Origin of the sequence: Janibacter sp. FSL W8-0316, assembly GCF_038004165.1 — a bacterium.
Taxonomy (GTDB): Bacteria; Actinomycetota; Actinomycetes; order Actinomycetales; family Dermatophilaceae; genus Janibacter; species Janibacter indicus.
This window is the reverse complement of the sequence record NZ_JBBOQX010000001.1, coordinates 2,180,739-2,194,158: the sequence shown is the minus strand read 5'-3', so window position 1 is coordinate 2,194,158 and position 13,420 is coordinate 2,180,739. Positions and strand designations below refer to the sequence as shown.

Below are 13,420 nucleotides of genomic sequence, written 5' to 3'. Positions count from 1 at the left end.
AGCCGGCGCCACCCGGGCGCCGCTCCCCGACGTCCCCCGCAACGGAGCGGGAGAGATGAAGAAAGGCTGGACCCATGTCCCGTATCACCCGCGTCAGCGTCGTCGCGACATCGGCCGTGGCCGCTCTCGCCCTGGCTGCCTGCTCCTCCTCCGGGGGCAAGCAGACGGACGAGGGAGGCGGCGGTGGCGGTGGCGGCGTCGACACCCCTGAGATGACGGTCGCCTTCATCACCCACGCCGAGCCCGGAGACACCTTCTGGGACCAGGTCCGTGCGGGGGCCGAGGACGCCGCGAAGAAGAACAACGTCAAGCTCGAGTACACCGCCAACCCCGAGGGGGCCGGGCAGTCCAACCTCGTCCAGCAGGCCACGGACAAGAAGGTCGACGGCATCGCCGTCACCCTCGCCAAGCCCGAGGCGATGAAGGGCAATGTCGAGAAGGCCGTCGCCGCCGACATCCCCGTCGTCGCGCTCAACGCGGGCATGGACGACTGGAAGGAGATGGGCGCGCTGTCCTTCTTCGGCCAGGACGACGAGCTCGCCGGCGAGGCCGCCGGTGAGCGGCTCACGGAGGAGAAGGCGGGCACGACCCTCTGCGTCATCCAGGAGCAGGGCCACGTCGGCCTCGAGTCCCGGTGCAAGGGCGTCGCCGCGACCTTCGACAAGTCGGAGAAGATCTACGTCAAGGGCACCGACACCGCCAACGTCCAGTCGACGATCACCGCCAAGCTGCAGCAGGACAAGGACATCACCCACGTCCTGACGCTCGGGGCCCCCTTCGCCCTCATCGCCCAGAAGTCCGTCGACGAGGCCGGCAGCAAGGCCAAGGTCGCGACCTTCGACCTCAACGACGAGGCGCTGCAGCAGATCAAGGACGGCAACATCGAGTGGGCCGTCGACCAGCAGCCCTACGTCCAGGGCTACCAGGCCGTCGACTCGCTGTGGCTGCGCGTCAACAAGGGCGCGTCCGTCGGCGGTGGCGAGCCGAGCTTCACCGGCCCCGCCTTCGTCGATGACAAGAACGTCGATCTGCTGCTCGAGGACTGATCCACCGATGACCGCACCTTCGATCGCCCCCGAGGCCGATGACCGGGTCGTGGCGAAGGGGAGGATGGGCCTCCTCTTCGCCCGACCGGAGGTCGGGGCCCTCATCGGGGCCCTGGCCGTCATGGCCCTCTTCCTCGCCGTCGCCCCGTCCTTCCGCAGCCTGGGCAACACCGGCACGATCCTCTACGAGGCCTCGGCCATCGGGATCATGGCCGTCGGCGTCTCGCTGCTCATGGTCGGTGGCGAGTTCGACCTGTCGACCGGTGTCGCCGCCACCGCGTCGGGCATCTGCGCGGCCCTCACGGCGTGGAACTTCGGGCTCAACGTCTGGCTCGGGGTCATCGCGGCCCTCGTCTTCTCGCTCGCCGTCGGTGCCTTCAACGGCTGGCTGCTCATGCGGACCGGGCTGCCGAGCTTCCTGGTGACGCTCGGGACCTTCTTCGTCCTCCAGGGCGCCAACCTCGCGGTCACCCGACTCGTCGGCGGGACGGTCTCGACGCCGACGATCTCGGACATGGACGGCTTCGAGTCGGCCCAGCGGGTCTTCGCGTGGAGCGTGTCGATCGGGCCGGTCAACATCAAGGCCCTCGTCGTCTACTGGCTCGTCATGGTCGTCATCGGCGCCCTCGTCCTGCAGCGCACGCGCATCGGCAACTGGATCTTCGCCGTCGGTGGTGACGCCGACGCCGCCCGCGCCGTCGGTGTCCCCGTCAAGGCGGTGAAGATCGGGCTCTTCATGACCGTCGGCTTCTGCGCGTGGATGCTCGGCATGCACCTGCTCTTCAACTACCAGGTGATGCAGTCCGGCGAGGGTGTCGGCAACGAGTTCATCTACATCATCGCCGCGGTGGTCGGTGGCTGCCTGCTCACCGGTGGCTACGGCTCGGTCGTCGGTGCGGCCCTCGGCGCGCTGATCTTCGGCATGACCCGCCTGGGCATCAACTACGCGGGGTGGAACGTCGACTGGTTCTACACCTTCCTCGGCGCGATGCTCCTGCTCGCCACCCTGGTCAACCTCTACGTCAAGAAGAAGGCGGATGCGCGATGAGCACGCAGACCGGGCCGCGGCGCGCGGCCGACGTCCAGCCCCTCGTCGTCATGCAGGACGTCGGCAAGTCCTACGGCAACGTCAACGCACTGCAGGGCGTCAACCTCGAGGTCTACCCGGGTGAGGTGACCTGCGTCCTCGGCGACAACGGCGCGGGCAAGTCGACGCTCATCAAGATCATGGCCGGCCTGCACGAGCACACCACGGGCACCTTCGAGATCAACGGGGTGAGCCGCAACCTCGCCTCGCCGCGCGCGGCGCAGGCCCTGGGCATCGCGACGGTCTACCAGGATCTCGCTTTGGCGCCGCTCATGTCGGTGTGGCGCAACTTCTTCATGGGCAACGAGATCCGCAAGGGTCCCTTCCTCGACTCGCGGGCGATGCGACGCATCGCCGACGAGGAGCTGCAGAAGATGGGGATCCACATCGGGGACCTCGACCGGCCCGTCGGTGGCCTCTCGGGTGGGCAGAAGCAGTGCATCGCCATCGCCCGCGCGATCTACTTCGGCGCCAAGGTCATCATCCTCGACGAGCCGACCGCAGCCCTGGGCGTCAAGCAGTCGGGGGTGGTCCTCAAGTACATCGCCAAGGCTCGCGATGCCGGCCTCGGGGTCGTCTTCATCACCCACAACCCGCACCACGCCTACCTCGTCGGCAACCACTTCATCATCCTCAAGCTCGGTCGGCTCACCCTCGACGCGCACCGCGACGAGCTGACGCTCGACCAGCTGACCGCGGAGATGGCCGGTGGCCAGGAGCTCGACGCGCTCAAGCACGAGCTCGGCGACGTCGACCCCGGCAAGACCGTCGACCCGGACAACCCGGAGGCCCAGCTCGCCGGACCGGACAAGCCCCAGGTGCGGCAGGAGGAGCCGCGGTGACCTCCCTTCGGCCACCGGTCCCTGAGGTGCGACGAAGGAGCCTCGAAGGGAGCCTGCGGTGACCTCTCTTCGCCCACCGGTCCCTGAGGTGCGACGAAGGAGCCTCGAAGGGAGCCTGCGGTGACCTCTCTTCGCCCACCGGTCCCTGAGGTGCGACGAAGGAGCCTCGAAGGGAGCCTGCGGTGACCTCTCTTCGCGTCGGGGTCGTCGGCGTCGGCCTCATGGGTGCCGACCATGCTCGCCGGCTGGCCACACGCATCGCCGGCGCGAGCCTGGTGGCGCTCGCCGACCCCGACGTCGAGCGGGCGCAGGCGCTCGCCGACGAGCTCGGCGGGTCCGGCGGCACGGTGCGGGTGCACGCCGACCCGCTCGACCTCGTCGCCGACGAGGGTGTCGACGCGGTGCTGCTCGCCTCGCCCGGGTCGGTCCACGAGGAGCAGCTGCTCGCGTGCATCGAGCGTGGGGTTCACGTCCTGTGCGAGAAGCCGCTCACGATGAACGGCGACTCGTCGCGGCGGGTCGTCGAGGCCGAGCGCGCCGGTGGACGTGACCTGGTGCAGGTGGGCTTCATGCGGCGCTTCGACCCCGAGTACGTGCGGCTGCACGAGATGCTCGCGGACGGGCGCTTCGGTCGCCCGCTCGTGCTGCACCAGACGCACCGCAACCTGTCCGTGCCCAACCCCGACTTCCGCTCCGAGATGATCGTGCGCGACTCCCTCGTGCACGAGGTCGACTGCGCGCGCTGGCTGCTCGGCGAGGAGATCGTCTCGGTCCAGGTCATCGGCCCGACGCCGACGCGGCACGCCCTCGACGGGGTGGTCGACCCGCAGATCTCGATCTTCCGGATGGCGTCGGGAGCGGTGGTGACCAATGAGGTCTTCGTCAACAGCCGCACCGGCTACGAGGTCCGCGTCGAGGCCGTCGGTGAGGACGGCAGCGCGATCATCGGCCGACCCTGGGGCGAGGTCTACACGACGACCGCGGGCCACGACGGCGCGGCCGGCACGTGGGGTGGGCCGATCGTGCCCGACTACCGCGTGCGCTTCGAGCGGGCGTACGACCTCGAAGTCCAGGCCTGGGTCGACGCGAGCCTGCGTGGCGAGGTCGTGGGTGCCACGAGCCGGGACGGGTGGATCTCGACGCTCGTCTGCTCCGCCGGCATGGAGTCCCTGGCAAGCGGACGACCGGTCGACGTCGCCCTGCCCTGAGGCTCCCCCCTTCGCCCGACGAAGGGGGGTGACGCCCCCTTCGGTAGTTGTTAGTATGTAAGGACAAAGTCCGCCGTTGCCCAAAGGAGGGCACAGATGAGCGCCACCACGACCGCGCCCGGTCGCATCACCCACCTCGTCGGTCACCAGTCGTGGCAGGGGGAGCCCGGCCGCACCAGCGAGGTCTACAACCCCGCGACCGGTGAGGTCACCGGCACCCTCGACCTGGCCAGCGCCGACACGGTCGACGAGGTCGTGGCCAAGGCCAAGTCGGCGGCACAGGAGTGGGGGCACACCTCGCTCGCCCGGCGCGTCCGGGCGCTCTTCGCCTTCCGGCAGCTGCTCGAGGAGCGCAAGGACGAGATCGCCAAGGCGATCACCGCGGAGCACGGCAAGACCTATGAGGACGCCAAGGCGGAGATCTCGCGCGGCCAGGAGGTCGTCGAGTTCGCCTGCGGCATCCCTCAGCTGCTCAAGGGCGGCTTCTCCGAAAACGTCTCGACGAGCATCGACGCCTACTCGATCCTCCAGCCGCTCGGGGTCGTGGCGATCATCTCGCCCTTCAACTTCCCGGCCATGGTGCCGCTCTGGTTCGTCCCCGTCGCCGTCGCGACGGGCAACACCGTCGTCATCAAGCCGAGCGAGAAGGACCCGACCGCGGTCAACCTCATCGCCGACCTGTGGCGCGAGGCCGGGGTCCCCGACGGCGTGGTCAACGTCGTCCACGGCGACAAGGAGGCGGTCGACGCGCTGCTCGACCACACCGACGTCAAGGCGGTCTCCTTCGTCGGGTCGACGCCGATCGCCCGCTACGTCTACGAGCGCGGCGTCGCCGCCGGCAAGCGCGTCCAGGCGCTCGGGGGCGCGAAGAACCACATGCTCGTGCTGCCCGACGCCGACCTCGACCTGGCCGCCGACGCCGCGGTCAACGCCGGCTACGGTGCGGCGGGGGAGCGGTGCATGGCCATCTCGGTCGTGCTCGCGACCGACGCGATCGCCGACGAGCTCGTCGCCAAGATCGCCGAGCGCACCCGCACCCTGCGCACCGGTGACGGCATGGGCGAGTCCGACATGGGCCCGCTCGTCACCCGCGCGCACCTGGACAAGGTCACCGGCTACGTCGAGGAGGGGGTCGCCGCCGGCGCGGAGCTCGTCATCGACGGGCGCGAGGGTGCGGGCGACCTGGGTGAGGGCTTCTTCCTGAAGCCGACGCTCTTCGACCGGGTGACGCCGGAGATGTCGATCTACACCGACGAGATCTTCGGCCCGGTGCTCTCGGTCGTGCGGGTGGGCTCCTACGACGAGGGCCTGCAGCTGATCAACGACAACCCCTACGGCAACGGCACGACGATCTTCACCAACGACGGTGGGGCTGCGCGGCGCTTCCAGCACGAGGTCGAGGTCGGGATGGTCGGCATCAACGTGCCGATCCCCACGCCGATGGCCTACTACTCCTTCGGTGGGTGGAAGAACAGCCTCTTCGGCGACACCCACGCCCACGGCATCGAGGGCGTGCACTTCTTCACCCGGACCAAGGCGGTCACCCAGCGCTGGCTCGACCCGAGCCACGGGGGCCTCAACCTCGGGTTCCCGCAGAACGACTGACGACCCTCCGCGGGTGGAGGTATGAGCGACCGCCTATCCGGTCGCGGATACCTCCACCCGGACGAAGGGGGTGCCTGGCCGGCGGCGTTGGCGCCACCTGGCGTCGTTGGTGTCACCTGGTAGCCCCTCTCCGGGGGACCAGGTGACATCAACGCCGTTCAGGCCGCCAGCCGCTCGAGCAGGCCGGCGGTTCCCCCTTCGAGCGGAGGGCCGGGAAGAGCTGAGACGGCCGGGATGTCGGACAATGACCGCGCAATTGCTCGGCCATCTCCGGATATCCCGGCCATCCGCGGGTATCCCGGCCGCCCGCCTCGCCGGGAACCCCGATCAGCCGATGTGCTCGTGCACGAAGGCGAGGACGTCGTCGAGGACCTCTTCGCGGTTGGTCTCGTTGAAGATCTCGTGGCGTGCGCCGGGGTAGCGCTTCGAGGGGGCGCCGTCGGGGGCGATGTGCGCCCAGCCCTCGTCGCTGCGGTCGATCGGCACGAGCTGGTCGTCGGCCCCGTGCAGCCAGATCGTCGGGACCGTGAGGCGCCCGCCGCGGGTGATCGTCTCGAGGCAGGTGCGCAGCGCGAGCAGGGTCGGGCGCTTGAAGTCGCCGTGCCAGACGAGCTCGTCGGCCTCGTAGGCGCGGCCGACGTCGGGTTCGCGGCTGAGGGTGGTGATGTCGATCGGCGTCGGCGGGATCTCGTCGAGGTCGGCCAGGGCGGTCGGCTCCCAGGAGCCGAGCACCGGGCCGGAGAGCACCGTTGCCGTGAGCGTCTCGGGGTGGCGCTGGGTGTAGCGGGCGGCGATCATGCCGCCCATCGAGTGCCCGATGAGCACGAGCGGCAGGTCGGGGTGCTCCTCGTGAGCGCGCTGCACGAGCAGGTGCAGGTCGTCGACGACACCCTCGAAGTCGTCGACGAGCACTCGCTCGCCCTCGCTGCGTCCGTGGCCGATGTGGTCGTGCGCGTAGACGACTGCGCCGTCGGCGGTGAGCCGCTCGGCCACCCACTGGTAGCGCCCGACGTGCTCGCCGTAGCCGTGGGCGATGACGGCCACCCACGTCGGATCGGCAGGGGGGCTCCACTGCGAGCCGATGAGCAGGCCGGCGTGGCCCTGGGTCTCGATGTCCTCGGGCGGGATGGAGCTCACGGGGTCCTCCTGGGTGACGTCGGTGTCCGGCTCCAGTCTGTCAGCGGACCCGCTCGAAGGGGGACGACGTCCTGTCCGCGGGAACACGTCCCTGCCCCGGGTGCGTTGGACAGGGCCGCACTCGACGACGGGGGACCGCGTGACCGCAGGCAGGACCGACCAGATGACCGGGCAGGACGCGATCGGTGAGGAGCAGGAGGCACTCGACGCGGCACACGTGCGCCGCCTCGAGATCCAGGCAGAGCTCGAGCAGCGGCTGAGGGGCAGCGCCGAGGAGGACTCGGTGGTCGCGGCGGCGATGCGCTCGACGCAGACCCGGCTGCACGAGCTGACGCAGGCCGAGCAGGGACTGGTCTTCGGGCGGCTCGACAGCCGCGACGGCGACGTGCTCCGGGTCGGCCGGGTCGGTGTGCCGTCGGCCGACGACGACGCGGACCCCCTCGTCGTCGACTGGCGGGCCGAGGCATCCCGCCCCTTCTACACCGCGACCGCCGTTGCGCCGCAGGGGCAGTCGCGGCGCAGGCACATCCGCAGCGAAGGCAGCACGGTCGTCGGCGTCGACGACGAGCTCCTCGACGGGTCGACCGACGGTGACCTCGTCGGTGAGGGCGCGCTGCTCGCAGCGCTCGACGAGCGCCGCACCGGCCGGATGGGCACGGCGGTCGCCACGCTCCAGCGCGAGCAGGACGACATCGTGCGGGCCGACGCGCGAGGCGCTCTCGTCGTCCAGGGCGGTCCGGGCACGGGCAAGACCGTCGTCGCCCTGCACCGGGTCGCCTACCTGCTCTTTGCCCACCCGCAGCTCGCCCGGGCGGGTGTCCTCGTCCTCGGCCCGTCGCAACGCTTCCTCGACTACATCGGCCAGGTGCTGCCCGCCCTCGGCGAGACCGCGGTCGTCGCCGCGACCTGCGAGAGCCTCGTCCCCGGTGTCCGACCGGAGCGAAGGGAGAGCCGCACCCTCGCGGAGATCAAGGGCCGGGCGCTGTGGCAGCGCGCGCTCGCCGACCACGTGGCCGGGCTGGTGCCGCCCCCTTCGGACCTGATGCTCCACTGGGACGGCGAGGACCACGTCGTGCCGGCCGAGAGGATCGAGCGGCTGCAGCGCGGCGCGCTGTCGGGACGCTCCTACCACCACGCTCGGCGGGTGCTCACCGCCCAGCTCGTCGACGTGCTCACCGAGCTCGTCGCCGACCGCGCGGTCGAGCTGTTGGCCTCGGCGGAGGAGGGCTTCGAGGAGATCCTTGACCGCGTGGACAAGAGCCTGGCCGGCCAGGACGACCGCGGCGCGCGGACCCAGAGCTCGAGCGGCTCGGTCGACGGCGAGCTCAGCGAGGACGAGGTCGAGGAGCTGCGGCAGCGGATCGAGGCCGATCCCGGCATCGCCGCCCGGCTGGCGCTCCGGTGGCCGGACCGGGACCCCGCCGACGAGCTGCGCCGGCTGCTCGCAGACCGTGCCGCCCTCGCCGGGGTGCCGGGCCTGACCGATGTCGAGCGCGACCTCGTGGCCGCCGAGCCGACCCCCTTCGCGCCCAGCGACATCGCGCTCCTCGACGCGCTCGCCGACCTCCTCGGTGAGGCGGAGCAACGCGAGCGGCAGGGCGAGTTCACCGCCGATCGTGCTGCGGCACAGCGGGACTGGGTCTACGGGCATGTCGTCGTCGACGAGGCGCAGGAGCTCTCCGCGATGGAGTGGCAGATGGTCGCGCGCCGCTGCCCTGCCTACTCGATCACCGCCGTGGGCGACATCGACCAGACCGAGGCGCCGCACGCCCACATGACCTGGGAGGGCGCCGTCGGCGAGGTGCTCACCGACCGGTGGCGTCGCGCCGACCTAACGATCTGCTACCGCACCCCGCGCGAGGTCATGGAGCTCACCGGGCCGGTCCTCGAGGCCGCCGGCAGCACCAACGAGCCGCCGCGGGCGGTGCGCAGCAGCGGGGTCGAGCCGTGGCTGCGCAGCGTGCCTGCGGACGACCTCGCCGCCACCGTCGCGACCGAGCACGCCGCGCTCCTCGAGCGCTGGGCAGGCGGCTCGGTCGGCGTCGTCGCACCGGTCGAGCGGGTCGCCGACCTCGCGGCAGCGCTCGGCCCCGACGCGATCGTCATGTCCGCCACCCAGGCCAAGGGGCTGGAGTGGGACGCCGCCCTCGTCGTCGACCCCGACGGCATCGTCGCCGAGCCGCGCGGGTGGAATGGCCTCTACGTCGCCCTCACCCGCTGCACCCAGGAGCTCGGCCGGGTGGAGATCGCGTGACCGCCGGCGGGCCCTGTGCGAAGGTCGGGACATGAGCGAGAGCACGCGCGGGCCGGAGCAGGTCGTCGTCGTCGGGGCCGGCGAGTGCGGCACCCGGGCGGCGATGGCGCTGCGCGAGCGCGGCTTCACCGGCGAGATCACCCTGCTCGGCCGCGAGGAGGTCATCGCCTACGAGCGCCCCCCGCTGTCCAAGGCAGCCCTCGCCGCCGACGACCCCGAGCTCGTCCACCCGTGGACCGAGGAGGCGCTCGCGGAGGCGGGGATCTCCCTTCGTCTCGGGGTGGAGGTCACCGCCATCGACCGCGAGGGCCGGACCGTCGAGACGACCGACGGCCCCGTGCCCTACGACCGGCTCGTGCTCGCGACCGGCGCCGGGCCCCGCCGGCTGGGCCTGGACCACGTGCACTACCTGCGAACCCACGCCGATGCCGCGACGCTGCGCGACCTCGTGCGCCGAGGGGGGCGGCTCCTCGTCGTCGGGGCCGGCTTCATCGGGCTCGAGATCGCTGCGGGTGCCCGGGAGCGGGGCATGGAGGTCGTCGTCGTCGAGGCCGCCGACCGGGCCTTGGCCCGGATGGTGCCGTCGGTCGTCGCCGACAGGGTCGTCGCCCTCCACGCCGAGCACGGGGTGACGGTGCGCACGGGTACGACCGTGACCTCCGTGGAGCGGCACGCCGAGGGTCTGCGCGCAGCCCTGTCCACCGGCGAGGGCCTCGAGGTGGACGCCGTCGTCGCCGGGGTCGGTGCCGCACCGCACACCGAGATCGCCTCTGCCGCAGGGCTGCTCGTCGAGGACGGCATCGTCGTCGACGAGCAGCTGCGGACGAGCGACCCGCGGATCTGGGCGGCCGGCGACTGCGCGGCCTTCCCCGACGCCCGCAGCGGTCACCGGGTGCGCGTCGAGTCCTGGCGCAGCGCCCACGACCAGGCGGTCACCGTCGCCGCCTCGATGACCGGCGGGCAGGAGCCGCACGTCGCCGTCCCGTGGTTCTGGTCCGACCAGTACGACCAGATGCTCCAGACGGCCGGCCTGCCGACGACCGCCGTCACCGAGGTCGTGCGCGAGCGCGCTGACGGCTCGGTGATCGACTTCGGGCTCGATGCCGGTGGGCGGCTCGTCGCGGCCACCTCGCTCGGCCGCGGCCCGGTCGTCGCCAAGGACATCCGCGTCGCCGAGCAGCTCATCGCGACGCGAGCGACCCCCGACCCCGCGGCACTCGCGGACCCGGGGGTCGCCCTTCGCTCGCTGCGGTGACTCAGGCGCCGGCGGCGGCGCGCGCCTCGTCGATCGTCACGGGCCGGTGCTCGGCCAGCGACAGCGTCGCGGCCTCGGCCGCCCAGGCGGTGCCCATCGCGTCGGTGACGGTGCAGGGGTTGTCGAGCTCGCCGGCGGCGACGCGGGTGAAGACTCCGAGCTCGATGCGGAAGGCCTCGGCGAGGCGGTCCATGAAGAACGCGTGGGCGGGACCGGTCGGCCAGGTCGCGCCCGGCGCCGTCGAGCGAAGGGGGAGCCCCTCGTCGAGTCCTGCAGCGACGGCATCGGCGCTCCCGTGGACCTCCAACCTCACGTCGTAGCCGCGGCCGTTGGTGCGGGTGTTGGACACGACGCCGATGGTGCTGTCGGAGAGGGTGAGCAGCGCCGAGACGGTGGAGTGGTCGCCGTGGGCGGCGTACATCTCGGCCGGGGCATCAGGGTCGACCGCGCCGGTGGCGTAGACCTCGACGACCTCCTGGCCGGTCACCCAGCGCACCGCGTCGAAGTCGTGCACGGAGCAGTCGCGGAAGATGCCACCGCTCACCGCGAGGTAGGCCGCCGGCGGCGGGGCCGGGTCGAGAGTCGTCGAGCGGACCGTCGTCACCCGCCCGAGCTCGCCGGAGCGCACCGCGTCACGCGCGGCGACGAAGGCCGGGTCGAAGCGGCGCGGGTAGCCGATCTGGACCGGCACGTCGCTCCCTGCGACGGCGGCCTCGACGGCGAGCGACTCGGCGATCGTGCCGGCGACCGGCTTCTCGCAGAAGGTCGGGACCCCCTTCGCCACGGCCGCGCGAATGAGGTCGGCGTGCGCATTGGTGGCCGCCGCGATGACGACGCCGTCGACGCCCGACGCGAGCAGGGCGTCGGGGTCGACGACCGCGGTAGCCTTGCCGATCCGGCCGGTGACGGCCTCGACGGCCGCCGCGACCGGGTCGGTGACGACGAGCTCGTCGACGTGGTCGAGCCCCGCGAGGGTGTCGGCGTGGAAGGCGCCGATGCGCCCGAGTCCGATGAGTCCGATGCGCATCTCAGTCCTGTCCTCCGATGACCTGCTGGTCCCAGTCGATGACGGAGCCGGTGACGACCCCGCTGCGGTCCGAGAGCAGGAAGACGACCGCGTCAGCGATCTCGTCGACCTGCCCGAGCTTGCCCATGGGCAGGCGGGCGTTGGCCTGCTCCACCCAGTCGTCGCCGGCGTCGTGGAAGCGGCGCTGCGTCGCGTCCTCGCCCGCCGTCTGCGTCCACCCGATGTTGAGCGCGTTGACCCGGACCCGGTCGAAGCGGTGGGCGTGGGCGACGTTCTTCGTCAGGCCGAGCAGGCCGGCCTTGGCGGCGACATAGGGCGCGAGATAGGGCTGGCCGCCCTGGGCGCTGATGCTCGCGATGTTGACGATCGTGCCCGGCGCCGAGCGGGCGGTCATGTCGGCGATCGCGGCCTGCATGGTGAAGAAGGGGCCGCGCAGGTTGGTCGCGATGTGCGCGTCGAAGAGCTCGGGCGTGGTGTCGAGGACGGAGCCGCGGTCGGTGAGCCCGGCGCAGTTGACGAGGCAGTCGATGCGGCCGTGCCGCTCGATGGTCGCGGCGACGACTCCCTTCGCCTGCTCGGGGTCGGAGACGTCGCCGGTGACGGCGCTCGCGCGCTCGCCCAGCTCCGCGGCCAGGGCGGCGCCCGGCTCGGGTCGGCGCCCGGAGACGACGACGGTCGCGCCCTCGCGGACGGCGGCGCGGGCGATGCCGGCGCCGACGCCGGACGTGCCTCCCGCGACGAGGACGATCTTGTCGGTGAGCAGCTGCTGCATCGGGCTCCTTCAGGAGGTGCGGCGGGCGGCGGCATGCCCGGCGAGTCGGGTGGTGAGGTCGGCGGGCGAGGCGCCGTCGGTCAGAGCCTGCCGCACGATGTCGGCTTGCGAAGGGGGCGACATGCCGTCGACCGGCTGGTCCAGGTCGAGGTTGGTCGGGAAGGCGTAGCCCTCCGCGCTCGCGCTCACCGCGTGGTCGACGTCGTGCCCAGCAGCCTTGCGGGACAAGAGCGTCGGGTAGATCGCGGTGACGACGCGCTCGCGGTCCACAGCCTCCATGGCGCGGCCGAAGGCCGAGCTGATCTGCAGCAGGTTGGCCATGCGGCGCACGTCGCTCGTCGTGTTGGACCCGGCGGCGTGAAAGAGAGCGGGGTTGAAGAAGACGGCATCCCCCTTCGCCAGCGGCAGCTGCACGTGGTGCCGGGTGAAGTACTCCTGGAACTCGTCGAGCCAGTAGGCGAGGTAGCCGTGCGGGTACTTCTGCGAGTGCGGCAAGTAGAGGGTCGGCCCGGTCTCGATCGGCATCTCGCAGTGGGCGATCGCGCCCTGGAGGGTGAGCACGGGGGAGAGGGCGTGCACGTGCGCGGGGTAGCGCTCGGTGACCTCCGGCGAGGCGAAGCCGAGATGGTAGTCGCGGTGCACGGTCTGCCCGACACCACCGGGGTTGACGACGTTGACCTGACTGGTCACCTGGTATCCGGGGCCGAGCCAGGCGCGGGCGGCGAGGGCGATGAGGTCGTCGCTGTAGTAGTCGACGAAGTCCTCGGGGTGGTCGGCCGCGAGCTTCTCCAGAGCATTCCAGATGCGGTCGTTGACGCCGCCGGCGGCGAAGTGGTCGCCGACCTCGCCCCCCTTCGCTCGCTCGGCGGTGATGATCTCCTCGAAGGCCGCGGACACGCGGTCGACGACGGGGTGGGCCAGCGCGCCGGTCATGACGAAGATGCCGGGTCCGTCGGCGAGGACGTGCGCCAGCTCGGACTCGACTGCGGCACAACCCTCCTCGGTGCTGATGGCCGCCCGCAGGGTGGCCGCGTCGTAGACCGGCACCTGCTGCTCGATGCGGTCGGTGAAGGCCAACTGCGTGTCGGGCTGGGTCTCGAGGAGCTCACGCAGGTCCTCGACCCGGCAGTCGGCCTGCCGCAGCCGTCCGGCGAAGGGGGTGGACGTCGGTGTCATGCGCTCCAGCC

Annotated in this window: 11 protein-coding genes; 7 read left to right on the top strand and 4 right to left on the bottom strand. The window is 71.6% G+C overall.

Features of this window, described 5'->3' with window-relative positions; translation table 11 throughout:
* The first annotated feature begins 74 nt into the window (after positions 1–74).
* The 5 genes from NYE39_RS10765 (at position 75) to NYE39_RS10745 (ending at position 5,788) form a co-directional block, all read left to right on the top strand.
* Positions 75–1,046 carry a substrate-binding domain-containing protein gene (locus NYE39_RS10765; protein ID WP_185221161.1) on the top strand — a complete coding sequence of 324 codons (972 nt, stop codon included), beginning with the start codon at positions 75–77 and terminating at the stop codon, positions 1,044–1,046.
* Positions 1,047–1,053: 7 nt separating this feature from the next.
* Complete coding sequence (locus NYE39_RS10760) at positions 1,054–2,094, top strand: ABC transporter permease (RefSeq protein ID WP_072625991.1); 1,041 nt, start codon at positions 1,054–1,056, stop codon at positions 2,092–2,094.
* On the top strand, positions 2,091–2,975 hold the full coding sequence (locus tag NYE39_RS10755) for an ATP-binding cassette domain-containing protein (protein WP_072625990.1): 885 nt from the start codon (positions 2,091–2,093) through the stop codon (positions 2,973–2,975). Before NYE39_RS10760 ends, NYE39_RS10755 begins: the two co-directional genes overlap by 4 nt.
* 182 nt (positions 2,976–3,157) lie before the next feature.
* Positions 3,158–4,183 (top strand): Gfo/Idh/MocA family protein, encoded by a 1,026-nt coding sequence (locus NYE39_RS10750; protein ID WP_072625989.1) that lies wholly within the window; start codon positions 3,158–3,160, stop codon positions 4,181–4,183.
* 96 nt (positions 4,184–4,279) lie between these two features.
* Positions 4,280–5,788 (top strand): CoA-acylating methylmalonate-semialdehyde dehydrogenase, encoded by a 1,509-nt coding sequence (locus tag NYE39_RS10745; protein ID WP_072625988.1) that lies wholly within the window; start codon positions 4,280–4,282, stop codon positions 5,786–5,788.
* Between the two features lie 327 nt (positions 5,789–6,115).
* Here NYE39_RS10745 and NYE39_RS10740 read toward each other — a convergent pair whose 3' ends face one another.
* On the bottom strand, positions 6,116–6,925 hold the full coding sequence (locus tag NYE39_RS10740; protein WP_083546238.1) for an alpha/beta hydrolase: 810 nt from the start codon (positions 6,923–6,925) through the stop codon (positions 6,116–6,118).
* Positions 6,926–7,064: 139 nt separating this feature from the next.
* On the opposite strand from NYE39_RS10740, the gene NYE39_RS10735 reads away from it, so the two are divergent.
* A complete protein-coding gene (locus NYE39_RS10735; protein WP_341012664.1) occupies positions 7,065–9,179 on the top strand; it encodes a HelD family protein in 2,115 nt (704 codons plus the stop codon).
* Positions 9,118–10,434: an NAD(P)/FAD-dependent oxidoreductase gene (locus NYE39_RS10730; RefSeq protein WP_341012663.1), complete on the top strand. Its 1,317-nt coding sequence runs from the start codon at positions 9,118–9,120 to the stop codon at positions 10,432–10,434. The genes NYE39_RS10735 and NYE39_RS10730 overlap by 62 nt, the downstream gene beginning before the upstream one ends.
* 1 nt (position 10,435) lies before the next feature.
* Here the strand turns inward: NYE39_RS10730 and NYE39_RS10725 are convergent, their stop codons facing one another.
* Genes NYE39_RS10725 through NYE39_RS10715 form a run of 3 tightly spaced genes read right to left on the bottom strand, consistent with a single transcriptional unit; the run spans position 10,436 to position 13,409 of the window.
* Complete coding sequence (locus NYE39_RS10725; RefSeq protein WP_341012662.1) at positions 10,436–11,461, bottom strand: Gfo/Idh/MocA family protein; 1,026 nt, start codon at positions 11,459–11,461, stop codon at positions 10,436–10,438.
* 1 nt (position 11,462) lies between these two features.
* Positions 11,463–12,233, bottom strand: coding sequence for an SDR family oxidoreductase (locus NYE39_RS10720; RefSeq protein WP_341012661.1), 771 nt, complete (start codon positions 12,231–12,233; stop codon positions 11,463–11,465).
* Between the two features lie 9 nt (positions 12,234–12,242).
* Complete coding sequence (locus NYE39_RS10715; RefSeq protein WP_341012660.1) at positions 12,243–13,409, bottom strand: phytanoyl-CoA dioxygenase family protein; 1,167 nt, start codon at positions 13,407–13,409, stop codon at positions 12,243–12,245.
* Positions 13,410–13,420 lie beyond the last annotated feature (11 nt).

Bases quoted from the DNA above. Each gene is read 5' to 3' on its own strand.
- NYE39_RS10720 (WP_341012661.1), bottom strand. From the start codon at position 12,233: ATGCAGCAGCTGCTCACCGACAAGATCGTCCTCGTCGCGGGAGGCACG.
- NYE39_RS10755 (WP_072625990.1), top strand. From the start codon at position 2,091: ATGAGCACGCAGACCGGGCCGCGGCGCGCGGCCGACGTCCAGCCCCTC.
- NYE39_RS10760 (WP_072625991.1), top strand. From the start codon at position 1,054: ATGACCGCACCTTCGATCGCCCCCGAGGCCGATGACCGGGTCGTGGCG.
- NYE39_RS10730 (WP_341012663.1), top strand. From the start codon at position 9,118: ATGGCCTCTACGTCGCCCTCACCCGCTGCACCCAGGAGCTCGGCCGGG.
- NYE39_RS10725 (WP_341012662.1), bottom strand. From the start codon at position 11,461: ATGCGCATCGGACTCATCGGACTCGGGCGCATCGGCGCCTTCCACGCC.
- NYE39_RS10745 (WP_072625988.1), top strand. From the start codon at position 4,280: ATGAGCGCCACCACGACCGCGCCCGGTCGCATCACCCACCTCGTCGGT.
- NYE39_RS10715 (WP_341012660.1), bottom strand. From the start codon at position 13,409: ATGACACCGACGTCCACCCCCTTCGCCGGACGGCTGCGGCAGGCCGAC.
- NYE39_RS10765 (WP_185221161.1), top strand. From the start codon at position 75: ATGTCCCGTATCACCCGCGTCAGCGTCGTCGCGACATCGGCCGTGGCC.